The organism is Paenibacillus tritici (assembly GCF_018207515.1).
In the GTDB taxonomy this organism is placed as follows: domain Bacteria; phylum Bacillota; class Bacilli; order Paenibacillales; family Paenibacillaceae; genus Paenibacillus_AQ; species Paenibacillus_AQ tritici.
Map to the genome: position 1 here is coordinate 4,824,149 of NZ_CP073365.1, position 24,281 is coordinate 4,848,429.

Here is a 24,281-nt window from a genome sequence, read left to right on the forward strand (position 1 = left end):
CTTCATTCCCCCCATCTGCGAAATAAAGTATGTTCGATATTGAAGCTGTCAAGCACCTTCCCGACCATGAAATTCACCAGGTCATCCATGGTCGAAGGTCCATAATAGAATGCCGGCATCGCCGGAATCAGCTTGACGCCCATGCGGGACAGCTTGAGCATATTCTCCAGATGGATAGCATGCAGCGGAGTCTCCCGCGGAACAAGGACGAGCGGACGGCCTTCCTTCAGCATGACATCCGCAGCCCGTGTCATCAGATTATCCGAGCTGCCATGTGCTACAGCAGACAGTGTTCCCATGGAGCATGGCATAATAATCATGCCCTCCGTCCGGAAGGAGCCACTGGCAATCGAAGCGCCGATATCCTGTACAGGGTGATACAGAAGAGAACCGGGATAGCTGCCGAACAGCCCGGTTAACAAGCCTTCCCGGTCGGAGACAGCATAGCCCAGTTCTTCCTTGAAGACACGCCAGCCCGCACCACTCACCACCAGATGTACCGTGTAACCGAGCGAGAGAAGCGTCTCTGTCAGCCGGATGCCATAGACCGCCCCGCTGGCGCCGGTAATGCCGACCACGAAGTTTCGAGTCTTAAGTTCAGTCATTTGTAGAACTGCACCACCAGGTCAATCAGAGTAAAGGAAAAGACAACAATGCTCAGCACGCCGTTCATCGTAAAGAATGCCGTCTGCAGCTTGCTCAGATCACTCGGAGACACGATATAGTGCTCATAAAACATAATAATATAGGCAATCAGCATACCGGCGACATACCACCAGCTCAAATCGGTAATAAAGAGCAGCGAGATGAAACCAAGGGCCGTCAGCAGATGAAAGACCTTGGCAATGCCGAGCGCACGGGCTACTCCGAAGCGGACCGGTATGGAATACAGACCTTCCTTCCGGTCGAAGTCAACATCCTGACAGGAATAGATGATATCAAAGCCCGCTGTCCAGAACACGATGGTGAAATAAAAAATCATGGCTGTCCCGTCCACCGTTCCTGTAACTGCTACCCAGCCGCCGAGCGGGGCAAGGGCAATCGTAAGGCCGAGGATCAGGTGACAAGCCCAGGTGAAGCGTTTGGTGAACGAATAGAAGACCAGCAGGAACACAGCGATCGGCAGCAGCTTCGCCGACAACGGATTAAGCTTGAAGGCCGCCCAGAACAGCAAAAAGAACGAGAACGCGATAAACAGCGATACTTCTCCAACCTTCAACAGTCCTGCCGGGATGGCTCTCCCCGCTGTCCGGGGATTCTTCGCATCACTGATCCGGTCAATTAACCGGTTAAGCCCCATGGCCGCGCTGCGTGCGCCGAACATGGCAATAATCACCCAGCCGATCTGGCTCCAGGAGGGCAGTTCACCAAACATAACTACAGAACCCAGCAAAGCTCCCATAAACGCAAAGGGCAGGGCAAATACCGTATGCTCGAACTTGATCATTTGTAAAAAGATGCCGATTTTCTTAACCATTACAGTTCTCCTTGAGTCCAATATGTAATGCCGCGATGCCACCGTTCAAGGGGAACGATTCCACTTTGGTAAGTCCGGTATCCCGGAAGATCACTTCCAGCTGTTCCCTGTCCGGGAATAACGCGAGGGATTCAGGAAGCCATTTATATTGTTCATACCGCTTGGCGAAAAGCCTGCCCAGCAGCGGAAGCACACGCTGGAAATAAAAATAATAGATGCCTTTGAACGGCTGCTTCATCGGCTTGGACAGCTCCAGGCACACCACCATTCCGCCCGGCTTCACCACACGCTTCATCTCGTTCAGCACCTGAACGGGATCAGGCACATTGCGGAGCCCAAAGCCGATTGTGGCGTAGTCGAAGGAATTGTCGCCGAACGGCAGCTCCATCGCATTGCCTTGAATCAGGGAGATGCGGTCCTGGAGTCCCCGCGCTTCCACCTTGCGCCGTCCTACTTCCAGCATACCTGCGCTGAAGTCCAGCCCCATTACACATCCGGTCTCACTGGCATCCGCCAGGGCAATGCTCCAGTCGCAGGTTCCGCAGCAGAGGTCCACTGCCGAGTCCCCGCGCTTCATGCCCATCTTGCGCATGGTGAACTTCCGCCATGCCTTGTGGCGGCGGAAGCTCAGAATATCATTCATCAGATCGTATTTGCCGGCAATGCTCTCAAATACCGAATGGACAAACTGCTCCTTCGGCTTGTCGCCCTGCTCACCTATTACGGTAGCTTTATCTACTGTCATTCTCTAACCCTCCACGGCAGCTTGTCCGGAAATTTTCATTTGCAGAAGAAGGCGGTCCAGTGCAGCTCTAAGCTGGCCGGCCAGTTCCTCGTCCCTGATGCCCTGCAGCAGTCCCTGAATGGACTCAAGCGACCCGTGCAGCTTGTCCGTCAGCTGGGCATCGCATTTACATCTCAGCTTAAGCTTCTTCCAGTCCTTAATATCCAGCGTCTGACCCTGAAGCTGCTGACGCTCCTCTTCGGTGGCCGACTCCATCACCCTCCAGTAGGCATAGCCCCCCAGCGCACTTGCCGGGGCTGCTCCCCGGCGCAATTCCTGCGCTACAGTCTCGCACTGGCTGAATTCAACCAGCAGCTTCTCCCAGATGTCTCTCAGCGATTCTTCAATCATCGGTGTAAAAGAAAGAAACAGCCGCATATTGAGCTGTACCGTGTGCTTCAAGTATTGTTCAGCCGGGACAAGCCTTCCGCTCATCTGGCCGTACAGATTGGCCTTCATCACGTTGAAATCAGCGATAGCCGCGCTTAACATACCCACCATCTCAATCTGTCCCTGTCTCGCGAGCAGATGGTAGAACCAGCTGCTGAAGTAATCACCGGCCAGTACTTTGAGCTGGCGGGTGCGCATGACATCGCCCCCGGGCTCATCCTGATAACGGTCGATGCTCTCATGGGTATCCAGTCCAAGCTGGACAAGGCTGGTCACCAGCGTGAACAGCTCCCCCTGCTGGAATCCGGTCCCCCGGCTGCAGCCCAGAAAAATATATAACAAATGACCCCGCCCGTCTGAGAACGGCGGCAGTTCCGTATGCCGCTGAATCATGTCGTAGTCGGTGTAGGGTTTAGCCAGTTGCGGTATGCGGTACGGTTTCATTTCAGCCTCCGAAGCCATTGACGTTTGACTATATCTTTGTTCACAATCTTGTCTATTATATCACATGTTTTTTTGTCACGCACGGTTGATGCATTCCAGTTTCATTTACCCGTATTAGGGATAAATGAACTGCTTTTTCCACAGCTCGCTTTCACTAATGCGGAATCCGTTCTTAAGCGGGTCAGGAAGGGGGGTATTGCCTGCATTCCGGAGTGTTTCCTGCAGCTGAGGAGTCCATTCACTCCGGCGGATGTCTCCGGCAAGGAGCAGGCGGCGGGTATTCAGCCATTGATCCTCTGCCACTACACGCAGCAGCAGCTGATCCACGTTCCCCGTCTCCTGAATGGCGAAAGCGATAGCCAGAGCCATATTCTGATATAGCTCCTGCGGTTCATGGGCATCACCGTTCACCTTCAGATCCAGGGACAATACGCCGTTCTCCCAGCCGGCCTTGTCAATCATCAGACTAAATGGAATCCCGCTAAGCGCATCCACCAGATTATCATCCTCCAGGATCACAGCACCTGGTCCGATAGTCTGCAGCACGCCATAATTCCCCCGGGCAGTTAGAGCGTTGCCGGCCAGCTGCGGCAGCACCAGAGTAGTGGCCGCACTGAGCATTATTGCCGTTCCGATTAGCCAGTTCCGGTTCATGACAAGCCTCCCTTGCTCCAACCTGTAATACTCATGTTTCTAGTTATATTTTGAAAAAAAGCAGGCTATGCCTGCTTTTCAGCTTTCACTCTCTAATTGGCCGTGCTTGCTCCAGATTTCTGCCTTGCCGCGGATTTTCATTGCTGAGGTGTGATCGGTGAACTGGGCGATGAGCACCTCGCCTTTATCCAGCTTCTCCGTGTGGTGAAACCGTGTGTCCAGCCCTCTGGTCAGCCCGATCACCTGGACACCGTTCTCCTTGGCCTTCACTACGATGTAGTCGCTGCCGGACGGTACAGGATTCACTTCATTCTTCTTCTCAGTCATTGTGATCCTCCTCAAAGTTTATAAGCCTTTCAAAAACAAATGCCGCCTTGGAGGGCGGCATAGTTGTTATTCAGAGACTATGGGGCAGATATGTAGAAATCTTTATTTGATTCCGTCTTTCAGCGCTTTACCGGGTTTGAATGCCGGTACTTTGCTCGAAGGAATTTCGATTTCTTCACCAGTCTGCGGGTTGCGGCCTTTACGTGCGGAACGTTCGCGCACTTCAAAGTTTCCGAAGCCAACCAGCTGAACCTTATCTCCGCTTTGCAGGGCACCTGTGATCGCTTCAAAAACGGCGTCTACCGCTTTAGTAGCATCTTTCTTGGGAAGTTCAGTTGCTTCTGTAACTACGTTGATCAAATCTGATTTATTCATGTCTTCTCACCTCCCTGGGTAAAAGTTCCGGTATCATACACTGTTTCCGTTTCAACGTAAAATATACGTGATAATCCCGTTTATTACTAGATACTGGCACCTCTCTTCTAGAAGCGCAACAAACTTATAGTAATACAGCCCACCCATAATTTCAAGGCGTTCCTCAAAAAAGGAGCAGAAAGTAGCAGGTTCACGCTGATTTTGCTTCATCCGCGCAGTCTATTACTGCCAATTATTCCGTAAAAACGGAGCCTTTCCAGGGAGAATTCCCCTTTTCAGTCTACCATTCATGGATTCACAGTTGAAGCCCGCCAAGGTCCAGACCCCGCAAAAAGAGCGGGAAAGGCTCCCGCTCTGAATGGAAATCTTATTCAGCTTTAGAGGATGATGGCGATCAGGCCGCCTGAGCCCTCGTTGATAATCCGGCCCAGTGTTTCCTGCAGCTTGTAGCGCGCATTGTCCGGCATCATCGCAATCTTGCCCTGGATGCCCTCGCGGACTATGGAATGCAGGGACCGGCCAAAGATATCCGATTCCCAGATTTTGATCGGGTCATTCTCAAAGTCCTGCATCAGATAGCGCACCAGCTCCTCGCTCTGCTTCTCTGTACCGATAATCGGCGAGAACTCAGACTCGACATCCACCCGGATCATATGAATGGATGGAGCTGTAGCCTTCAGCCGGACTCCGAACCGCGACCCTTGGCGGATCAGCTCCGGCTCATCCAGAGCCATCTCGGCAAGGGAAGGAGCGGCGATGCCGTACCCGGTCGTTTTGACCATCTCCAGCGCTTCCGAGAAGCGGTCATACTCACGCTTGGCATGGGAGAAGTCCTGCATCAGCTGGAGCAGGTGGTCCTTGCCGCGAATCTCTACGCCGACAACTTCCATGAGTACCTGATCATATAGCTCCTCCGGAGCGTAGAGGTCAATCTCGGCTACGCCCTGGCCCATATTCATTCCGCTGAGGCCTGCCCTGTCGATAAAATCATATTCCGTGAACTGGGACACAAGCCGGTCCACATCACGCAGGCGGCGGATATCCTTCACGGTATCGCGGACAGAATTCTCATAGCTGCTGCGCAGCCAGTGATTCTCTCCCAGTACCATGACCCAGCTTGGCAGATTCACATTGACTTCGTGTACCGGGAATTCATACAGCACTTCGCGCAGTACACCGGTTACATCGTCCTCCGTCATATTCGCTGCACTCAGCGTCATGACCGGGATATCATATTTGAGGGCAAGCTCGCTGCGGAGCTGCTGGACTTCCTCGCTGCGCGGCCGGGTGGAGTTAATGACAAGCACGAACGGCTTGCCGACCTCCTTCAGCTCTGCGATGACGCGTTCTTCGGAATCGACATACGAGTTCCGTGGAATCTCGGCAATCGTACCATCCGTAGTTACTACCACACCCAGTGTAGAGTGCTCCTGAATCACCTTGCGTGTCCCGATCTCAGCCGCTTCCTGGAAGGGAATCGGTTCCTCGAACCATGGAGTCGAGATCATGCGCGGACCATTCTCATCCTCATACCCTTTTGCACCTTCAACCGCATAACCCACACAATCGACCAGCCGGACGTTGACCTCCAGGCCTTCTGCCACCTTGATCTGCACCGCATTGTTGGGTACAAACTTCGGTTCAGTCGTCATGATTGTTTTGCCTGCCGCACTTTGCGGCAGCTCATCAACCGCTCTTACCCGGTCTGCTTCACTAGTGATGTTCGGGAGAACAATCGTTTCCATGAAGCGCTTGATGAATGTCGATTTCCCCGTGCGAACCGCGCCGACGACGCCGAGATAAATGTCTCCGCCGGTACGCTCGGCAATGTCCTTGAAAATATCCACTTTTTCCAAAAGAGATCCCCTCCTCATATTACTCCGAAGAAAAAATGCCTGAAGAGCATCGACTTCGCGTTCCGCCGGCAAACTGACCCTTGCAGGACAACCACCGGACTAAGCTTTGCCCGCCCGAAGCCTAGCTACTGCCTGAGGCGGAACATGTTGCCCCGCGCTAAACTCCGAATGCTCGGACATGCATTTGGACTAGTATCATCATATGTATCCGTAATGGATTTATGACCAGCGTCCGCGCATTTTTGCATCTGAAATTTCGTATGCCCGCTCTAGCTCGCCACTGCGTCAAGACGCCCGGAAGTCTTCTCATCAATTCTATGAGGCCGGTTTGCTGCCTAGAACTGCTGTTTATCGTGCTATCCAGTAGGATCAACGTTGGCGCTTGGGGGGACGCTACGTGAACGGACCGTTGTTCCATCGCTGTTGTCCCCAGATTTTATTGATTCTCCTTAGCGGTGAAAATCCGGGGACAAAGGCGACCGCTATCGCTTTTCCGCGGGTCGTTCCGTCCTCTCCGCTGTTTAAGCGTGAAAAGTTTCTAAATTCAGAAGTTTGCTATTTTGCTTAAGCATGCAAAACAACGATCTCCAATAACCGGAGATCGCTGTTTTTGTGTCTGCATATACTATAAAGGTAATAAATTCCTGATAGGAGACCGCCTGTAGCTTCTACTGCTGCGGCGCCTGCGGGACGGGACGGCCATCCACCCACAGGTAAGGGAGCGACTTCACAGGCACATAATAGGAGGCCTGCACCAGCTCCAGCCGCAGATCACGGTCTGCCTCAGGCACACCGTCATTCTTATCCATAGCTGAAGTGATATCCGCGCCGTAATCTACATAGACGGTCCCCTCCTTGTCCATCAGGAACCCGAGCGGCTGTCCGGAATATACACTGTTCAGCTTAATCCCCTCCGTCCCTGCCCGTTTGGAATCAATAGCCGACAGGCCCGGATACATCTCGTCTTCCGCAGGCAGCTTCCCGCCGTGTGCAGACTTATACTGGTTCACCTTACGCTGGATATCGTTTACCTTCTGTACGGTCACCAGGTCCATCAATTTAACCTTAGGGTCAGTCTCTTCATCCAGAATAAGAAAATAAGCGCTGCCGCCCTTCTCAAATGCAGCAGCCGGGATCTCATCGAGGTATCCCTCCTGCTGGAGCTTGTTCAGGTCAATCACAAATTTCTCATATCTTGGCGTGGCTTCCCCGCTGGTCAAGATCGGAAGCAGCCCCTCCTGCTCCTGATAATCGTCTACCGCGGCCTGCACCCGCTTCACACTCTCGCGGGCTCCGCCGCCGGGCTTCTGCTGGTCTCCGGGGTACATACAGCCGCCAAGTGACAAGATCAGCAGGATGAGCACCGGCAGCATCGCTGCTCTCCTCCGCCTCTTCCTCTGTCTCTCCGTGAGCTTCACCTGCTGTCTGGAGTCCATTCACAACCTCCTCTTTGTTGGTTTCTCTGCGTGCAGACGTCAGCCTTGACTGTCACCACAGCTCCTCCGCTTCTCCACGGCGCGCCGCTTCCAGTCTGCGGCGTACAGCCGCCTTAAGCGGGTCCTCAGGAATACGCACGCGAACATCGCCCCACACGGCGGCCTGACAAGCCAGGCGGACCCCTTCATCCAGCAGACTGCCCAGCTTGCGCTTCTCCGCTTCGGCAGGAGGTCTAAGCGCTGCCTGCTCCGTACTCTCCACTGACACTTTGCACATCATGCATCCAGCCTTGCCGCCGCAGCGGGTAGGCAACACGATTCCGGCCTTGCGTACGGCCTCCAGCAGCGAGACTCCAGGCTTAACGGAGGCGCTCTTGTTATCCGGAAGGAAAGTAACCGTTATTTTAGATTGAGCGTTCATTCTACATGCGTCCTTTCCTGTCATTCACTTAGATCTGCAACGATTCCGATATCCCCAGAAGCCCGTCCAGTCTCGACTGCACCTCCGGTTCCAGGTGATTCTCCTCAATGAGCTGGTGCAGGAGCGGCAGATGGGCAGCCACATCCCCCTTGATGAGTTCCGCGATGGCCAGGCAGCGATCCTCCCTGCCGCGCAGGAGATTGAAGATCAGCTCATGGACGACCGGCATCAGTGACAGACGGCCAATCCCTTCATAATGACTTGTAGGGGCATGTTGCTGCAGCGTACCGACATCCACAGCATATTGCAGGGAGCCGGCACCGATTCTGAACCCGCCCACCAGCTCAACCTTCACTTCTCCAATGAAATAGAGCCCGCGCATGGAGAAGCAGCTGCCGCTGAAGTCCTCTTCCGGGCTGCTTACGGTATACCTCAGCAGTGCCTGATGAAGCCGCAGGGTATCCTCCAGATCGCAATAGAGATCAATATCACGCGGGAGAGTATTCAGCTGAACCCCATGCAGCAACAGTCCGCAGCTTCCACCAAGCAGCCACACCGGCGGCTTGCCGAATCCGCAGAAGTCTAATTTCTCCACGATGCTGCCAAGCGCGGTCTCCACTGCATAAGGAATTCCTGAACCGGCCATTGATCACACACGCCCCATTCCTGTAAAATCATCTATCGATTCTGTCAGAAATACGTCTGTCTGAATATAATGTAAATGCTTACATAATTGAAGCGGCCCCGCCCAAAATTCCGATCAGCAGGAATACAAATGCGATCACGGAAAGAACGGCTCTAAGCAGGCCTCTGGTCTTGCTGCGTGCAAAAGTAATCAAAAAAACGGATAAGCCCATAATCAGTACCGCTATCAGTGACAGCCACATTTTTGTCATCGGGTCCATATTTCATGCGCCTCCATTTCACTTTACCGGGATTGCGACTATTATAGCGTGAAATCCGAACTTTTTTAAGTATAAATTTCAGGCCGCCACAAAAAAAGGCATAAACCGCGAAATCAGAATGATTCCGGTGTCTATGCCCAGTCTGAACAGCATCCATCCCGGCGGGGATGGATTTGCCTTACGGATATGCTATTTTTTCAGCATCATTTTCATTAATGACTCCATCGTACCGGAACCGGCGCCGCCTTTTTTAACAGCATTGACGATCTCCTGCACGGTAGCCTCGCTGACCGGTACCTTGGCCATGGCTGACACCTGTTTAATTAACTGGCGGAGCTGGGCTTCATTCTGCGTGGTCCCCGGCTTGACCGTTCCGGCCAGCTTTTTGATGGCGCCTTCGGAGATGTTTTTGCCCGTCTTCTTGTTGATGGCGTTCAAAGCATCCTTGGAAAAATCTTTGCTCACTGTTCATCCCTCCTCCGTAAGTCCCCATTACAACATATGAGAACCCCCGGTAAAAGGTGAACGTGATCAGGAATGCCACTGCTCCCAGGTCTCCTGAGAGATAACTTCCATCTCAGTCTTGCGGTCACGGCCCATCAAGGCTTCCACAGCATTACGCGGTGTTCTGCCCTTGAACAGCACATGATAGATCTGGTCTGTAATCGGCATCTGCACTCCCAGCTTGAGTGAGATGGCATAAGCGACCTCCGTAGTCCGGATGCCTTCGACAACCATGCCCATGGATTCCAGCACCTCCGCCAGAGGCTGACCCTGGCCCAGCATGGAACCGGCACGCCAATTCCGGCTGTGCTGGCTGGTTGCAGTTACGACAAGGTCACCGAGTCCGGCAAGGCCGGAGAACGTCAGAGGATTCGCCCCCATCTCCACACCTACACGCGAGATCTCGGCCAGGCCGCGGGTAAGCAGCGCTGCCTTCGCGTTGTCCCCGAAGCCCAGACCATCGGACAGTCCTGCACCGAGCGCGATAATGTTCTTCAGCGCACCAGCCAGTTCTACCCCGAGCTGATCCCTGTTGGTATACACCCGGAAGTCATTGTTAATGAACAGACCCTGCGCCGCTTTGGCACGGCTCTCATCCGGCGAAGCCACCACAACAGTCGTCGGGCAGAGCCGTACAACCTCCTCAGCATGGCTGGGGCCGGAGAGCACAACAATATCGCCTTCGCTGCAGCCCAGCTCCTCCGAGATCACTGTCGACATCCGCTTCATGGTCTCGGTCTCAAAGCCCTTCGTGGCGTGAATACAGAGCATGTCTTTCTTCCAGAACGGCTTCAGGCTGTGCGCAACCTGGCGCATCCCGGAAGAAGGCGCCACAATGACCACCGCCTTGGAGCCGGAGACGGCAGTCTCCATATCCGTAGTGGTTATAATATTCCCGGGAAGCTTGATCCCCGGCAGGAAATGATGATTCGTATGCGCCCCGTTAATCTCGGCAGCCTGTTCAGGCTTTCGCGTCCACAGATAAACCTCCGAGTGGTTAGCCGCCAGCACAGTAGCCAGCGCAGTTCCCCAACTGCCCGCGACCAGCACGGTTACTTTATCAGACAACGCGATTCCCCTCCTTGGCTTTGGAGCCGATTTTGTTCTCACGGCCCTGCGAGATCTTCACAATATTGCTGCGGTGACGCCAGAACGCGAACAGTACGATGATCAGACTTCCCCACAGCTCTGGGGCCGTATAATCCGTGAACAGCAGGAATACCGGAGTCAGGGCCACAAAAATCAGTGAACCCAGCGAGACATACCGGGTAAGAACAATAGCGAGAATGGCAATAACACCGGCAATAAGCGCAGGCCAAAATACAAGCGTAGCCATTACGCCAATCGTCGTAGCAATGCCCTTTCCTCCGCGAAAGTGAAAATAGACCGGCCAGTTATGCCCGATGATGGCAGCGAGGCCACAGGCCACTGCCACCCAGGTTCCCCAGCCGCCGGCCCATGTACCAAGCCAGACTGCGGCAATTCCCTTCAGTACGTCCAGAAACAGCACCAGTATGGCCGGTCCCTTCCCCATCACACGCAGTGTATTGGTCGCTCCTGCATTGCCGCTTCCATATTGGCGGATATCAATCCCTTTGAGCAGCCGGGCGAGCAATACGCTGAAGCTGATGGAGCCAAGCAGATAGCTTATAACGATCACCAGAAGTTCAAACGCCACTACTCTTCTCCCCTAACCTTCGTTTTCGGATTTGCGCCGTGTAAAGAGACGGATCGGTGTACCCTCGAAATTGAATGCTGCGCGCAGCTTGTTCTCCAGGTAACGTTCGTAGGAGAAGTGCATCAGCGAAGGATCATTGACGAATACCACAATGGTCGGCGGCTTCGTAGCAACCTGGGTTACATAATTAATGCGCAGACGGCGTCCTTTGTCCGTTGGCGGAGGATTGATCGCCACGGCATCGGATACGACATCATTCACCAGATGCGTTGTAATGCGGAGAGCGTGCTGTTGAGCTACATGCTGTACGACAGGCAGCAGCTTCTGCAGACGCTGTTTCGTAAGTGCAGACAGGAACACGACCGGGGCATAGCTCATGAACAGGAAGTGATCCCGGATATTGCGTTCAAAGTTCTGCATGGTCTTGTCGTCTTTCTCAATGGCATCCCATTTGTTGACGACAAAGATTGAGGCTTTGCCCGCATCATGGGCATAACCGGCAATATGCTTGTCCTGGTCAATAATGCCTTCTTCGCCGTTGATCACAACGAGTACAACATCCGCGCGTTCAATCGCCTTCATGGCTCTCATAACACTATATTTCTCTGTGTTCTCATAGACCTTGCCGCGTTTGCGCATACCTGCAGTGTCGATTAGCACATACCGCTGGCCATCCCGTTCAAAAGGCGTATCAATCGCATCGCGCGTAGTACCCGCAACATCGCTGACAATGACGCGTTCTTCGCCAAGAATAGCATTCACCAGCGAGGATTTCCCTACATTCGGACGGCCGATCAATGCCACCCGGATGACATCATCATCATATTCCACCTCAGTCTTATCAGGCAGACGTTCAACAACCGCATCGAGCAAATCTCCGATTCCGGTTCCGTGGCTTCCTGAAATTCCGATCGGATCGCCAATTCCAAGGCTGTAGAATTCATAAATATCTTCTGTGCGCTTCATGTTATCCACTTTATTAATAGCCAGAACGATCGGCTTGCCGGAACGGAACAGAATCTGTGCGACTTCCTCATCCGAACTCGTAAGTCCGCTCTTCGCCTCGCACATAAAGACGATTACATCCGCTTCTTCGATAGCCAGCTCCGCCTGAACGCGGATCGACTTCAGAATAGCGTCTTCACCGTCAATTTCAATCCCGCCAGTATCAATGACACTGAAGGATTTGCCGTTCCAGTCTGATACTCCATATATCCGGTCGCGTGTAATCCCCGGTTTATCTTCTACGATGGCCAGTCTATCGCCAATCAGCCGGTTAAATATCGTCGATTTACCGACGTTAGGCCTGCCTACGATGGCCACTACGGGTCTTGCCATATACATTCCTCCTGTCTTCCTACGTTACTCATCATAGCAAAAAACCTTACAATTGGCTAACTGCCTAATCACTGTCCTGCCAATCTGTATTAGCCCTGTAAAACACAATCGGCGAACCCTCTTATCGAGGGCTCGCCGATTACTTTACCCGTTATGATGAGATAACAAAGGGATTAGTTGTTACCCTTGAATTTGTCCAGCTTGTCGCCGAAACGTTCAGCCAGTGTAAAGCTGAGGCCTTCGTTGCTGAGCGATACGTTAGGATTGTTCAGCACTTCCTTAGGCGCTCTGTCTCTGCTGTTGCTGCGTTCTGGTCTGGCCGAAGGAGCCGGAGCTTCTTCTGTTTCCTTGATGCTCAGGCTTACGCGCTTCTCGGATGGATTGAAGTCAAGGACTTTCACTTGTACTTCCTGTCCTTCTTTGAGCACTTCATGCGGAGTACCAATGTGCTTGTGGGAGATCTGGGAGATATGCACAAGGCCTTCAACGCCTGGAAGCAGTTCAACGAATGCGCCGAAGTTCACAAGACGTTTAACTTCGCCTGTAACTACATCGCCGATGTTGATCTGTCCGGAAGCGGAATCCCAAGGACCTGGAGCTGCTGCTTTGATGCTGAGGCTGATTTTGCCCTTCTCAGGATCAACCTTAAGTACTTTAACGCGAACCTTATCGCCTTCAGATACTACATCGGATGGCTTCTCCACGTGGTTCCAAGCGATCTCGGATACGTGAACCAGTCCGTCAACGCCGCCAACATCAACAAATGCGCCGAATTGGGTCAGACGTTGAACCGTACCTTCGATGATTTGTCCTTCGGACAGCTCAGCCATAATCTTCTGCTTGTTAGCTTCGAATTCTTCTTCCAGAACTTCTTTGGCGGAGAGAATCACCTTGCTGTTCTCACGGTCAAGCTCTTTCACTTTGACACGCAAAGTGCGGCCTTTGTAGTCGCTGAAATCTTCAACGAAGTGACGTTCAACCATGGAAGCAGGGATGAAGCCGCGCGCTCCAACGTCAGCCACAAGGCCGCCTTTGACAACGTCAGCCACAGTAACTTCAAAGGATTCCTGGGAAGCAAAATATTTCTCCAGATCTTCCCATGATTTCTCGCTGTCGATTGCACGCTTGGAAAGCACCAGGCTCTCCTTGTTGTCGTTGATGCTGACAACCTTGCATTCCACTTCTTGGCCGACTTCTACCGCTGCTGCGGCATTGTCCAGCTGAACGGAAGACAATTCGCGAATAGGAATAACGCCGTCGTATTTATATCCAATGCTTACATAAGCTTGGTTATCTTCGATTTTGACGATTGTTCCTTTCACGGTATCGCCTTTTTTCAAGGAAATAATTTCCATACCTTCTTGGCTTGTCACTTCTTCTTCAGTACCTGCAACAGCTTCTGTCACTTCCACGGTTTCGTTGTTCTCAACGTTATCCGCAGCTTCTTGATTCTTGATTTCTTCAGACATGTGATTACCCTCCTCGATTCAAAACCCCATTTATTTAAACCCGCGTAGAGCAGAGTTCAAAACAATCATTACGCTTGGTAAAACCAATTTCACTTTGTAAATTAGTATGTTCCAAAAAATAGCGGTTATGCTGTTATTAATAAGCTATTCAAGGAACCATGAAATCCTGCCCTTATCTTACCGCGAACTGGGCTTGCCGGTACTGATCATTTCGTGGATACGGCCCATAATCACATCGGTTACCGCTTCCAGAGAATCGCTTCCCGCACCTTCAAACGAACTGAGGTCAATGGGTTCACCATATACCACAGTCATCCGGCGAAACGGCTTGTAGGACCCGATAATGGCTGCCGGTACAACGGCTGCGCCGCTGCGGAGCGCAAAGCTTGCCGCCCCTTTCTTGGCTGAACCGGAATCGGAATTCCGCGTTCCTTCCGGGAAGATGCCCATTACATGTCCGCTGCGGAGCGTGTTAAGGGACGTCTTAATGGATTCTTTGCTTACGCCGCCACGTTTGACAGGAAAAGCGCCCACTTTCTTAATGAGCCAGCCCAGCACCGGAACGTCGAACAATTCCGCCTTGGCCATGTATCTTACCTGTCGTTTCAGCTTAATGCCGAGCGTCATGGGATCAAGCAGGCTGATGTGATTCGCGCAGAGCAGGACCCCGCCCTCCTTCGGCACATTGTCTCTTCCCACAATCTTAAGCGGGAACAGAATGGCATAAATCAGGCGAAGCAAGGCAACGCAAATGGCATAAATCATAGCTAATTTCTCTCCCCGTCAACATAAGTTCTGCAGTGGGAGACGATGGCTTCCACGGCCTGATGAATATCCATATGTGTCGTATCCAGAAGAATGGCATCTTCGGCACGGCACAGCGGTGAAATCTCACGGCCTTCATCAAGCCGGTCCCGCGCTGCGATATCGTGTTCAAGCTGCTGGAGAGTCACTGTTTCCGTATCCTTCAGTTCCTTATAACGACGGAGAGCACGCTCCTCCACACTTGCCGTCATGAAAATCTTCACTTCGGCATCCGGCAGTACGGTCGTACCGATATCCCGGCCATCCATTACGACTCCCTTGCGGAGCGCCATCTGGCGCTGCAATTGACTCAGTCTGGATCTTACACCTTCAATCTTAGCATACTGCGACACTTGGCCGCTGACCTGAAGACTGCGGATATGCGGGGTCATGTCTTCCCCATTAATCAGCACCTTCTGCACATCTTTCTCCGGGAGAAGCTCAATCACCATGCCCTGGACCTTCCGGTCCACCAGCTCATGCTCCTCCGCAGCTATGCCTTCACGAATCATATACCAGGTGATTGCCCGGTACATCGCACCCGTGTCAACATAGATGTAAGACAGCTCCCGTGCTACCAATCGGGCTACAGTGCTCTTGCCTGCCCCGGCAGGTCCGTCGATGGCGACGTTAATTCTGTCGTTAGTATGTGTACCCTGCCTGTCCAACGGGGCATTCCTCCTCAACTACTCTTCCGCAGGAAATATGCCTATCGACATGTCTCTCTAGGAACTTGCTGATATTATCAAGAAAAAAGCAGGCATTGCCTGCGACTTATAAAATTATACCACAGTTTAACACTCAGTGCAAAATGACTGTGAGGTTTTTTGGGGAGAAAAAAGCTTATATTGATGCCTTTTGAAGATTCCCGCGCAGCGGATCAGCGGTTGCGGAAATCAAATTGGCGTTCAAAACAATACCGGATAATTTTTTGGCGTTCCGCATCGGAAATTGCCGAGAATTTAACCATGACCAGATTCCGCCCGGTATCCAGCGGTTTCATCCGCACAATCTCCCCTTCAAAATGAACATGCTCTGTACTTCCGTTGCGGTAGGATACGAGCAGCCAGCAGACCAGCTTATCCGCCACCTTCAAAGTAATCTTGGCATCGCTTAAGAATGACGTTCCTCCGCCGCCGATATCCTCGGTACGCACCAGAAACCGGCTGCCCATGGCATCCTTCACAGCAAGCTCCAGTTCGGCATTGACACGGAAAAAGCTGCGCCGCTGAATTTTGAAGATGGATTCCGCCGCAGGCTTGCGCAGCCGGACCATCCGGATAACCTCTTCCTTGAACCCGGTCACATGGGTATTGAAGTAATTCTTGATGCCGCCCTCAGTAATGAAATAGACCGACAGCTCGTCACCGACGAACAGCTTCTTGAGCCGTCCGTTGCCCTCCTGCATAGGGATTTCTATAAGAAAGCTCTCATCCTCCATGTCGGCAATCCGCGCCCGGTACTCAGTCTCAGACTCCGCTGCATCGCTGGATGCTACCTGAAGGTATAAATATTCGTTGATTTTGGGATACAAACCAGTCACCGCCGCTTGAGTTAGTAATTAATGCTAAACCGATTATAGCATGGCCCCTCGCGGCTGGTCCTTATAATTTATAAAAGGCGCATTCCCGCAACCGGAAATACGCCAGTTCTATAGCATAGCTTGTCTCGCCGGGACGAAGAGCCCGGTTATTTATCCTGCGCTCCCGAAGAGGTTCGCACCTGCTCTACAGCTTCCTCATTACCGTCATCGGCATTCAGATAGATCCTGAACTGCGAGCCGTTGATTTTGCCGCCGAATTCATAAGTGAGCAGCTCCACCGCATCTTCATTCTCAATCCAGGCCAGCCGGTTGTACAACTCCTCGAACTCCGGATTAAGCATCGCTCTGGCTTCAGCCAGGGACAGCTTCGGCTTCGGCAATACACGCTTCTCCTTATGCTCCTGCACATAATCGCTGGCCTGGAAGCCTGTAGCTTCACCTGTGTCCAGCCCGACGCGCACGGTCATTTTCTCGGGATAGATCAGAACGCCGTCCTGGCTGCTGACGAAGGTCAGATTGCCCAGATTATCATATCTGTCCGCACTGACTGCGGTCATGCCGGGGTATCCCTTCTTCTTCAGGAAGCTGCCCGCCTTCTCCACCGCCTGCTTCATGGACACCTTGGCCGGACCCACCTCCCGGTTGTCGTTGTAAGAGATCAGCAGGCCGCCTTCCGCCGTGAAATCCATGGAGACCGGTTCCTTATGGTCACTGGATGTTACAGTGGCAGTATAAGAGGCCCACTCGGTTCCTTTGCCGTTCTCCTGAATCTTCACCTGAGCTTTCCCGCCCAGCCCGGCGAATTTCAGCGCCTTGGCTTTGACCTGCTCCCCTGTAACGGGCTTGCCGCCCAGCTTCTTCACCGAACGCTTGTCATAGATGCTCGCCACTGAAGGGCCATAATCCAGTTCCGGATAAGCCGCCACGCGTTTGTCAACGGTTTTGAACCCGTCTATAATCGTATTGTCTTCAGCCTTCTCCTCTGTGGCGAGTGCTGTCTCGACATCCATCCAGCGCAGCTTCTTGCCGATTACCTTGTCCTGAACCTTCTGCAGGTCCCTGGAGATTTCGGCGGAATTCTCGTAGAGTGTCTTCAGATTCGCCATCTCGCCCTCTGAGAGCGGCTTCTTGGTGAAATCACGTACCGCCGCCTTGTAAGAGAAATTTGCGATTTTGGAGAGGAATTCCTCCGTCTCACTGAACGGCAGCAATGTCAGCGGCAGCTGGTTAATCTCGTTCTGTGCCTCGCTGGTAATCCGCCATACATTGACCAGTCCCTTACGGTGCATTCCGTTGGAGGTGGTATTCACCGCAAGCGTATTCCCCAGCTCCCCGTGCAGCCGCTCCACATGAAAGGACAGATCATGGAACGCACGCTGATACTGATTCTCCGCCTTGATCAGAATAGAGTTCTTCTCCTGATTCTCCTGATACCCCCAGACCAGCGCTCCAAGCAGCAAGAGTGCGGTAAGCGGGAACATTATGGCACTTAATCTTTTGTACATAGGTCCGCATAACTCCTTTCGGTAGCTTATTGCCGTTAGTTTGACAATAACTGAGAAGTCTTATGCACCCGCTGTACCCAATAAAGGAAGTGAATACTTCCCACTTACACCCGTTCCTCGATTTCGAAGCCGCTAACACTGCTGCACAAACACTGCTTGAAGCCGGTCTGGATAACCCCCTGCTCCTTATTTCCTCTTAATATGTAGGTTTCACCGCACTGCTTGCAGACAATCCGAACTTTTACGCGCAAAAAAAGACACCTCTCTCCTTTCTGGAATTCCTGGCCTAACGGAACTGCCCTGTAGGATTAAGTGTGTCCATCTGTTTTATAGGTTAACCTCTTCCTCACGCTTCAAAAAACGAAACGGGGAACGGCTGTTGGCCCGCGCTACCTTCCCCATGCCTCCGTACCATAAGACGGCCATCAGAGGCACGATAAACCAGATCCAGTAGTTCGCTGTGGTGACCAGCAGAAAATCATAGATTCCATGCCACAGCCAAGGCAGCAGCAAGGAAATCAGCAGTATTCTTCTTGTCTTGACCCCGCCCGAAAACTTGGCTCTCCCCATATGATATCCCATAATCACGCCAAACATGGCATGTCCGGAGACCGGGAGCAGTGCCCTCAAAATCATGGAGCCGATTGAAGCATTGCTGTACCATGCATACATTACATTCTCTATCGTTGCGAAACCGAGCGAAATCGCTACGGCATATAGTATTCCATCATAAGGCTCGTCAAATTCGGTATGATTGTAAATCATATGGTACAGCACGAACCACTTCAGGGCTTCCTCCACACCGGCTGAGATCAAAAAGGAATCCACATACGGACCGCCGTCCAGACCAAGCACAAGGCCTCTCTGGATGATCATCACGGGGAAAACAACAAGCAGGCCAAGCAAAAACACCTTCAGCACCATATGGAGCGGTTCCTGATCATACTTGTCTTTCAGATAGAAAAAAGTCAGCAGCGCGAGTCCCGGTGCTACTGCTGACGAAATGACCGATAACAAAAGCACCGAATAGCCTCCCCTGCGCTAAAACCTGATTTTCTGCTGAATGGGGTTAAGAACCGCCCCGCCTATTCCTGGCGCTTAAAATGAGTGCATAACAGCTGTATGGCATTCTCCGCCATCACTGTCTTGCCGTATTCAGCCAGCACGGCCTGGGTCACCGGAGATGCATCTCCGAACTCTGCAAGCACGCCTACCAGCCCTGATAAGGCTGATTCTTCAAATTCCTTCGGGTCGAAGTAGAGGTACCATTTATCATTATAAGAATACAGTTGTCCTTGAGAAGTAATATTGCCGATGAGTACGTGAGCCGCTTCCACCAGAACCTCGAAATCGCGGAATGCATATACAATGGAGTCGCTTTGTTCAAGAGTAACTTCCATTTCGTAAATCTCTTCAGGCAATTCATCTTCCCCGGCCCCACCGTACTGATGGTGATCATATTTCCCCCGGGTCACTATAACGACCATGCCTTGCGCGGGCAATGCGAACACTTCCACGGCAAGCGGACCTGTGGCGTCAAATCCAAGCTCACTGTACGCCTGATCCATCATTTCCGTAAAAAGGTCGTGCACCTTGGGAACCTCCTGCCACATGTCTTCCTTCTGGATGCCCCGCTCGCTCAGGTCGTCAAAAGTGAGGAAAATCCGTATCTTATCTTGACTTAATCGCTCTATTCTCATGACAGGATCCTCCTTTTGCAAGCTCATTTAATATTAATGTATGATGAGTCCCGAGTAATGAGCCAAAAATGGTTACTATGTATGTATGTTATCATTTTGACGCTACAAATGCACGTAAATAAATATAGATTAGGCCCGATTTGCCGCCCATTATATGTAAAGCGGGACCGTTGAACTAAAAAAAAGAATCACTCCGGCGATGCCAGCATCGCCAAAATGATTCTGCAGCGGCTAAATCCGGTTACAAACCCGGTATGGCTGTATGAGTGTCTTTGAGAATCTGTTCTACCTCATGCTTCACATCGGGATTGCTGCGGATGAAATCCTTCAGCATGTTCAAATTCGATTCTTTGGACTTAAGGGATTCCTCTTTATGGGCGCTGCCGCCGGATACATGTGAGCCTGAAGGTTCATGGCTGCTGCCCGCAGCAGTGCTTCCGAAGCCCGTCATGGCCATTCCCATAATTTTATCCTTGGCTTTATCCGCTGCATTGTGGGAAGAACCGTTCGAGTTGAGCAGAGCAGACATCATGGCGCTGCGTTTTTTGGACATAATCATACTGGCGGCTGCCCCCATCAGCACTCCGCACAGAAATGACGAAGTATTCATATCTCTAACCTCCTTGTATGGTAAAATCATGCTTAGTGTTCGCGGAAAGACAGCGGCTCATACAGCCAAACAACAAGAAAGCGAGATGAAAAAAGTGGGTAAAGCAACAATAACGCTGCTCCTTGCAGCTTGTCTGCTGTCAGCTTGCAGCAGCGGCGGAAATTCGGGCAACCAATCCGCAGAGAATGATCCTAAGACTTCGGCAACCCAGCAGCCGGCGGCGGCTACGGCAACTACGGAAGCGTCACCGGAGGCAACTGCTTCGCCAGGCGCAACTGCATCGCCGGAGGCCGCACCTTCCGCCTCCAGTGAGGTGAACAGCCCCGCCGCACAGCCGACAACGGCAGCCAGCGCTGAAGAGGTACCGCTGCTGTACCATATGAACAAGAATTACGACATCATCCCGAACGATGCTGCCACTAACAAAAAGGTAGTCCTGCTGACCTTCGATGACGGGCCGAAGGAAGCGGAATTAATCAATCCGCTGATGGATACGCTGGACAAGCATAAGGCCAAAGCTATTTTCTTCGTCAACGGTTACCGGGTGAAGGAGCATCCCGAGCTGCTGGAGCTGATTCACAACCGGGGCGGCATTCTCGGCAATCATAGCTGGGATCACATTGTGCTGAAGGACAAGTCTGAAGCCGAAGTGAAGAAGCAGATTGAGGATGTTCAGAATATCGTCAAGGAGATTACCGGAGAGACGCCACACTTCTTCCGTCCGCCGCACGGCGCTGGCGGTGATGTAGGCAAGAAGATCGCTGCTGAGAACGGCATGCTCTATATGACCTGGTCCGTCGGTTCACTGGACTGGGAGATGAAGGCCAAGGACACGGGCAAAACGGAGAAGCTGATCACTAATGTGACCAGCCAGCTCCATTCCGGCAGCAACATTCTGATGCATGAGCTGCCCTGGACCGTGGAGGCGCTTGATACCCTGCTGACCACGCTTGAGGGCAAGGGGTACAGCTTTGTCGATCCTCGCAGTATTGAGCTGAAGATGCGCTAAGCTCTTCTGAATACGTCTGATAAGCTGGAAGAAACGGCTGTCCCGCAGGGGGCAGCCGTTTCTTCATGTCCGCTTGTATGTAGCTCTGCATTACACAGAATGTTGTTTCTCCCCGCTGCGCAGGGTCAGCACATGCATCTCGGCGGGACTGCCCCAGCGCAGCGGCAGATGTGCGGTGCCGTACCCCCGGCTGATCAGCATCTTCAGCGGCGGGAGGGCGGACTCTCCGGCCCGGGGAATTTCGTACATCCCCGCATTATATTTACGGTAGAACTCATCGGTATGTCTATTCCTCAGCAAGGGCAGAACGACCTGCCCGCCATGCGTGTGTCCGGCCAGAATCAGATCTGCAGGCACTTCCTGCTGCCGGGACAGCCAGAGCGGATCATGGACCAGGATCATCCGGAAAGCTCCGGCATCCTCTTCAGACACGCCGGGCAGAGACGAATAGGCCATCTTGCCCCCTTTTCGCGGAAAATCAACCCCCGTAAGGATAAGCCGTGCTCCGGCCCGCTCCATGGAATGGTTCTCGTCCTCCAGCAGCATGGCGCCGCTGCCCCGGATCATACGGTCCACCAGCGTGATATTCGCCCGGTAATCATGATTGCCGTGAACCGCATACACAGGCGCAATCGAGGCGGCCAGCGTCAGATTGTCCAGCAGGCGCTCGATGGGGCTGCCCTTCTCTGTCAGGTCACCGCCCAGCAGAACAGCGTCCACCTTCCCCCGCAGCGGGTTCAGCATATCCTCCGGAAGCCGGCGGCGGTGAATATCGGTGATGAACAGAATCCGGAAGCCGTCGAACGCGGCAGGAAGCCGTTCCAGCACAATATCCTCGGCTATAATCTGTTTCTTGAAGGCGGCAGCAACCATCAGGATGCCCATAACCCCCGCCACTCCCAGACACACGGCCAAGAGAATGAGCAGCCAGGTCAATTCCATAATTTTCTCAGTTCAGGTGCCCCCGCAAATCCCCACCAGAGCAGGAACCCGAGCAGCATAAGAAACAGGACAATCAGTGAATTCACGAACATTTTGCTGAAGCGGATTCGTTCCGACGGATAACTCTGCGTACGCGACGGGGTATCCTCCCCTTCCTGCTGCACCGCCTCACGCTCCGGCCTTCTGGAGGCCCTGCGGCCTGATAAGCGGTCCTTTCTGGACAAGGTTCCTGCCGCGACCACCGGATTGTCCGTCCGTTCTGCAGCTGTATTAGAAGCAGGGGTTCTTTTATTCGTTTGGACTGGAGGTTGTTCTTCACGCTTACGCTGTTTCTGGCGGGACCTCACCCGGCTTAATTGTTCTGTCATGATACCCTCCTGTAACGAATGACCATACCGGAGAACAAATCTATAAGGAAATGGCACAAGATCGGTGCCCACAGACTGCCCGAATGGATATAAATAAGCCCGAGACCATAGCTGCTGAGGAATACCCAGCCTGTAGGAAGCCAGTGGCGCAGATAACGGACATGAATAACGGCAAACAGAATACTGGTCCAATACGGTCCGAGGGAATGCTGGATCGCTCCGCGGAACAAAAGCTCCTCACAGACTGCCACCACCGCAGAAATGACAATAATATGCCACAAAGGCCGTTTGCCGAACAAAAGTTCATTAATTCCCCCGTCATCCATGGCATCCTCAGGAACAATATGGGTCAACAGGAAATCAACGGCAAGCATAATTACCGCAAGGCCAAGGCCCCAATACACGAAATGTAGACTCTCCGGAAAATTTAATATGTGAATAGGATTTCTTTTCTGCAATAATATCCATATCAAACCGATAAATAAGGTAAGGCCCTGCGTAATATACAGATTAATGAGTAACAGCTTGTCTGTTAACTGCTGTGGATCGGCCTTTTTAATTTTGATTTCACCCAATTTGAATTTTTTCATTATAACCTGCCTGTTCTATAAATGTTTTGACATAAGATAATTTACCTATACGAAGGAGCACCTAATCATGAACAGCCGTACCTCCCGCACTCAAATGTTGTACACACTAGGTTTTTTGTTTTTTCTAATATCCGCATTCGCTTCATTTTTTACGGGAGTAAAGGTTGGAGCAGACAAGACCGAGGCTAAATATGCACAGCTGGCCGGCGACAAAAGTGCCGAGGAATTCTCCGGCTCCTACCAGCAGCAGGATCTTGTTACCTTTTATCATAACGTATTTTTGCCGTATCGGGAATTCAAGCGCAATTGGAACGATCAGGTGGACAGTCTTGCACGCAGCACAGACGAACGCCAGAACGCGGCCACGCTGAAGAACCTGGGTCTTCTGGCAGACAAGCAGTATGACAAGGTGACCCAGGATTCGCTCTTCACCAATTCTCCGCTGCTCTATGAATCACAGCTGAATATTCTTAAGAGTCTCACGCTCTTCTCCCAGGCCTCGGGCAAGGTATCGGCAGGTGCTTCCGGCGCGGAAGCCGCCAAAATACTGAGAAGCGACAACTTCACCACCAGCGCCGTGAAGTTCGGCCTGCTGGCACAGAAGAACTTCTATGACTCCATGCTCAAATGGGGGTCAAAGACCAGCCCGGCCATTCCGCAGAAGTCCGGCGGACAGAAGACGCTCACCTTCATCCAGTGGAAAAAAATGCCGCTGCTGCTGAAGAATGCATCCATCGCCGACATGATGCTGAACCGCGGCATCTATGCCAGCTACGATCCCCAGGATATAACCGCCAAGATTGACGATATGATCTATTCCGGGACAGCCAGTTCGCTGAGACTGAATGATATTCAGTCCTCGGTCACCCTGCTCATCTCAACCGGTGCGGTGCAGGAGCAGGACTTCATCAAATGGCGGGAACAATATTACGGCAAGGAAATCATGCCGCAGCTCCCGTTCTTCTATGAGTAGGACCAGTTATTGCATCATAACGAAAAACACGGTTCACTTCAAGGCAGCACGAAACGGAAGAATAGTATTGACACACTTGGCATCACCATGTTACATTATGACAAATTAATCAAGCAAAACCGATGATGGAACAAAGATTACTTGCAGTCTTCAGAGAGCCGGTGGGTGGTGAGAACCGG

General features: G+C 52.3%; 30 protein-coding genes and 1 other annotated feature (1 of these 31 cut by a window edge). Of the genes, 2 read left to right on the forward strand and 28 right to left on the reverse strand.

The annotated features are described in order from the left end of the window. Positions 1-2 precede the first annotated feature (2 nt). The 25 genes from KDC22_RS20915 to KDC22_RS21035 form a co-directional block, all read right to left on the reverse strand. A complete protein-coding gene (locus KDC22_RS20915; protein ID WP_173129112.1) occupies positions 3-605 on the reverse strand; it encodes a UbiX family flavin prenyltransferase in 603 nt (200 codons plus the stop codon). Next, entirely contained in the window at positions 602-1,477 is an 876-nt protein-coding gene (locus KDC22_RS20920; protein ID WP_173129116.1) for a UbiA-like polyprenyltransferase, read from the reverse strand. The genes KDC22_RS20915 and KDC22_RS20920 overlap by 4 nt, the downstream gene beginning before the upstream one ends. Continuing rightward, positions 1,470-2,222: a demethylmenaquinone methyltransferase gene (locus KDC22_RS20925; RefSeq protein WP_173129119.1), complete on the reverse strand. Its 753-nt coding sequence runs from the start codon at positions 2,220-2,222 to the stop codon at positions 1,470-1,472. The genes KDC22_RS20920 and KDC22_RS20925 overlap by 8 nt, the downstream gene beginning before the upstream one ends. Before the next feature lie 3 nt (positions 2,223-2,225). Beyond that, a complete protein-coding gene (locus tag KDC22_RS20930; protein ID WP_173129122.1) occupies positions 2,226-3,095 on the reverse strand; it encodes a heptaprenyl diphosphate synthase component 1 in 870 nt (289 codons plus the stop codon). 114 nt (positions 3,096-3,209) lie between these two features. Next, complete coding sequence (locus KDC22_RS20935; protein WP_173129125.1) at positions 3,210-3,749, reverse strand: hypothetical protein; 540 nt, start codon at positions 3,747-3,749, stop codon at positions 3,210-3,212. Between the two features lie 78 nt (positions 3,750-3,827). After that, positions 3,828-4,076 carry a trp RNA-binding attenuation protein MtrB gene (gene mtrB / locus KDC22_RS20940; protein WP_173129128.1) on the reverse strand — a complete coding sequence of 83 codons (249 nt, stop codon included), beginning with the start codon at positions 4,074-4,076 and terminating at the stop codon, positions 3,828-3,830. 102 nt (positions 4,077-4,178) lie between these two features. Continuing rightward, a complete protein-coding gene (locus tag KDC22_RS20945) occupies positions 4,179-4,451 on the reverse strand; it encodes an HU family DNA-binding protein (RefSeq protein ID WP_019909963.1) in 273 nt (90 codons plus the stop codon). Between the two features lie 377 nt (positions 4,452-4,828). After that, a complete protein-coding gene (spoIVA, locus tag KDC22_RS20950) occupies positions 4,829-6,307 on the reverse strand; it encodes a stage IV sporulation protein A (protein WP_173129131.1) in 1,479 nt (492 codons plus the stop codon). Positions 6,308-6,975: 668 nt separating this feature from the next. Then, entirely contained in the window at positions 6,976-7,743 is a 768-nt protein-coding gene (locus tag KDC22_RS20955; RefSeq protein ID WP_246552799.1) for a DUF3939 domain-containing protein, read from the reverse strand. A 52-nt stretch (positions 7,744-7,795) separates the two neighbouring features. Beyond that, a complete protein-coding gene (locus KDC22_RS20960; RefSeq protein ID WP_173129134.1) occupies positions 7,796-8,164 on the reverse strand; it encodes a 2Fe-2S iron-sulfur cluster-binding protein in 369 nt (122 codons plus the stop codon). A 28-nt stretch (positions 8,165-8,192) separates the two neighbouring features. After that, positions 8,193-8,810 carry a hypothetical protein gene (locus KDC22_RS20965; RefSeq protein WP_173129137.1) on the reverse strand — a complete coding sequence of 206 codons (618 nt, stop codon included), beginning with the start codon at positions 8,808-8,810 and terminating at the stop codon, positions 8,193-8,195. A 79-nt stretch (positions 8,811-8,889) separates the two neighbouring features. Further along, positions 8,890-9,069, reverse strand: a complete 180-nt coding sequence (locus KDC22_RS20970; RefSeq protein WP_173129141.1) for a DUF2768 family protein — start codon at positions 9,067-9,069, stop codon at positions 8,890-8,892. 189 nt (positions 9,070-9,258) lie between these two features. Further along, positions 9,259-9,534, reverse strand: a complete 276-nt coding sequence (locus KDC22_RS20975) for a stage VI sporulation protein F (RefSeq protein ID WP_173129144.1) — start codon at positions 9,532-9,534, stop codon at positions 9,259-9,261. 66 nt (positions 9,535-9,600) lie between these two features. Next, positions 9,601-10,641 carry an NAD(P)H-dependent glycerol-3-phosphate dehydrogenase gene (locus tag KDC22_RS20980; protein WP_211720213.1) on the reverse strand — a complete coding sequence of 347 codons (1,041 nt, stop codon included), beginning with the start codon at positions 10,639-10,641 and terminating at the stop codon, positions 9,601-9,603. Beyond that, positions 10,634-11,251, reverse strand: coding sequence for a glycerol-3-phosphate 1-O-acyltransferase PlsY (gene plsY / locus KDC22_RS20985; protein WP_173129150.1), 618 nt, complete (start codon positions 11,249-11,251; stop codon positions 10,634-10,636). Before plsY ends, KDC22_RS20980 begins: the two co-directional genes overlap by 8 nt. 12 nt (positions 11,252-11,263) lie before the next feature. Beyond that, positions 11,264-12,589: a ribosome biogenesis GTPase Der gene (gene der / locus KDC22_RS20990; protein WP_173129153.1), complete on the reverse strand. Its 1,326-nt coding sequence runs from the start codon at positions 12,587-12,589 to the stop codon at positions 11,264-11,266. 173 nt (positions 12,590-12,762) lie between these two features. Further along, entirely contained in the window at positions 12,763-13,944 is a 1,182-nt protein-coding gene (gene rpsA / locus KDC22_RS20995; RefSeq protein ID WP_425517066.1) for a 30S ribosomal protein S1, read from the reverse strand. Between the two features lie 291 nt (positions 13,945-14,235). Next, positions 14,236-14,823, reverse strand: a complete 588-nt coding sequence (locus tag KDC22_RS21000) for a lysophospholipid acyltransferase family protein (RefSeq protein ID WP_173129159.1) — start codon at positions 14,821-14,823, stop codon at positions 14,236-14,238. Between the two features lie 2 nt (positions 14,824-14,825). Beyond that, complete coding sequence (gene cmk, locus KDC22_RS21005; RefSeq protein WP_211720215.1) at positions 14,826-15,530, reverse strand: (d)CMP kinase; 705 nt, start codon at positions 15,528-15,530, stop codon at positions 14,826-14,828. Positions 15,531-15,742: 212 nt separating this feature from the next. Continuing rightward, positions 15,743-16,396, reverse strand: a complete 654-nt coding sequence (locus KDC22_RS21010) for a flagellar brake protein (protein WP_211720216.1) — start codon at positions 16,394-16,396, stop codon at positions 15,743-15,745. 155 nt (positions 16,397-16,551) lie between these two features. Then, positions 16,552-17,910 (reverse strand): germination protein YpeB, encoded by a 1,359-nt coding sequence (ypeB, locus tag KDC22_RS21015; protein WP_173129168.1) that lies wholly within the window; start codon positions 17,908-17,910, stop codon positions 16,552-16,554. Positions 17,911-18,014: 104 nt separating this feature from the next. Beyond that, positions 18,015-18,161 carry a hypothetical protein gene (locus KDC22_RS21020; protein ID WP_173129171.1) on the reverse strand — a complete coding sequence of 49 codons (147 nt, stop codon included), beginning with the start codon at positions 18,159-18,161 and terminating at the stop codon, positions 18,015-18,017. 76 nt (positions 18,162-18,237) lie between these two features. Then, on the reverse strand, positions 18,238-18,933 hold the full coding sequence (gene prsW, locus KDC22_RS21025) for a glutamic-type intramembrane protease PrsW (protein ID WP_173129174.1): 696 nt from the start codon (positions 18,931-18,933) through the stop codon (positions 18,238-18,240). 62 nt (positions 18,934-18,995) lie between these two features. Continuing rightward, complete coding sequence (locus KDC22_RS21030; RefSeq protein ID WP_173129177.1) at positions 18,996-19,610, reverse strand: genetic competence negative regulator; 615 nt, start codon at positions 19,608-19,610, stop codon at positions 18,996-18,998. 241 nt (positions 19,611-19,851) lie between these two features. Next, positions 19,852-20,220, reverse strand: a complete 369-nt coding sequence (locus KDC22_RS21035) for a hypothetical protein (RefSeq protein ID WP_173129180.1) — start codon at positions 20,218-20,220, stop codon at positions 19,852-19,854. Between the two features lie 94 nt (positions 20,221-20,314). On the opposite strand from KDC22_RS21035, the gene KDC22_RS21040 reads away from it, so the two are divergent. Then, the gene (locus KDC22_RS21040; RefSeq protein ID WP_425517067.1) at positions 20,315-21,229 is read left to right on the forward strand and encodes a polysaccharide deacetylase family protein; all 915 of its coding nucleotides are present in this window, start codon (positions 20,315-20,317) and stop codon (positions 21,227-21,229) included. A gap of 90 nt (positions 21,230-21,319) precedes the next feature. Here KDC22_RS21040 and KDC22_RS21045 read toward each other — a convergent pair whose 3' ends face one another. From KDC22_RS21045 to KDC22_RS21055, 3 genes are read right to left on the reverse strand one after another with little or no spacing between them, the layout of a single operon-like run. Then, positions 21,320-22,171 carry a metallophosphoesterase gene (locus KDC22_RS21045; protein WP_211720217.1) on the reverse strand — a complete coding sequence of 284 codons (852 nt, stop codon included), beginning with the start codon at positions 22,169-22,171 and terminating at the stop codon, positions 21,320-21,322. Further along, positions 22,162-22,539, reverse strand: coding sequence for a hypothetical protein (locus KDC22_RS21050; protein ID WP_173129189.1), 378 nt, complete (start codon positions 22,537-22,539; stop codon positions 22,162-22,164). Before KDC22_RS21050 ends, KDC22_RS21045 begins: the two co-directional genes overlap by 10 nt. After that, complete coding sequence (locus KDC22_RS21055; protein WP_173129192.1) at positions 22,536-23,129, reverse strand: CPBP family intramembrane glutamic endopeptidase; 594 nt, start codon at positions 23,127-23,129, stop codon at positions 22,536-22,538. The genes KDC22_RS21050 and KDC22_RS21055 overlap by 4 nt, the downstream gene beginning before the upstream one ends. 67 nt (positions 23,130-23,196) lie before the next feature. Here KDC22_RS21055 and KDC22_RS21060 point away from each other — a divergent pair, with 67 nt between their 5' ends. Next, positions 23,197-24,102, forward strand: coding sequence for a hypothetical protein (locus KDC22_RS21060; protein ID WP_211720218.1), 906 nt, complete (start codon positions 23,197-23,199; stop codon positions 24,100-24,102). A 113-nt stretch (positions 24,103-24,215) separates the two neighbouring features. After that, positions 24,216-24,281, forward strand: a binding site (T-box leader); it runs 161 nt beyond the window's last position.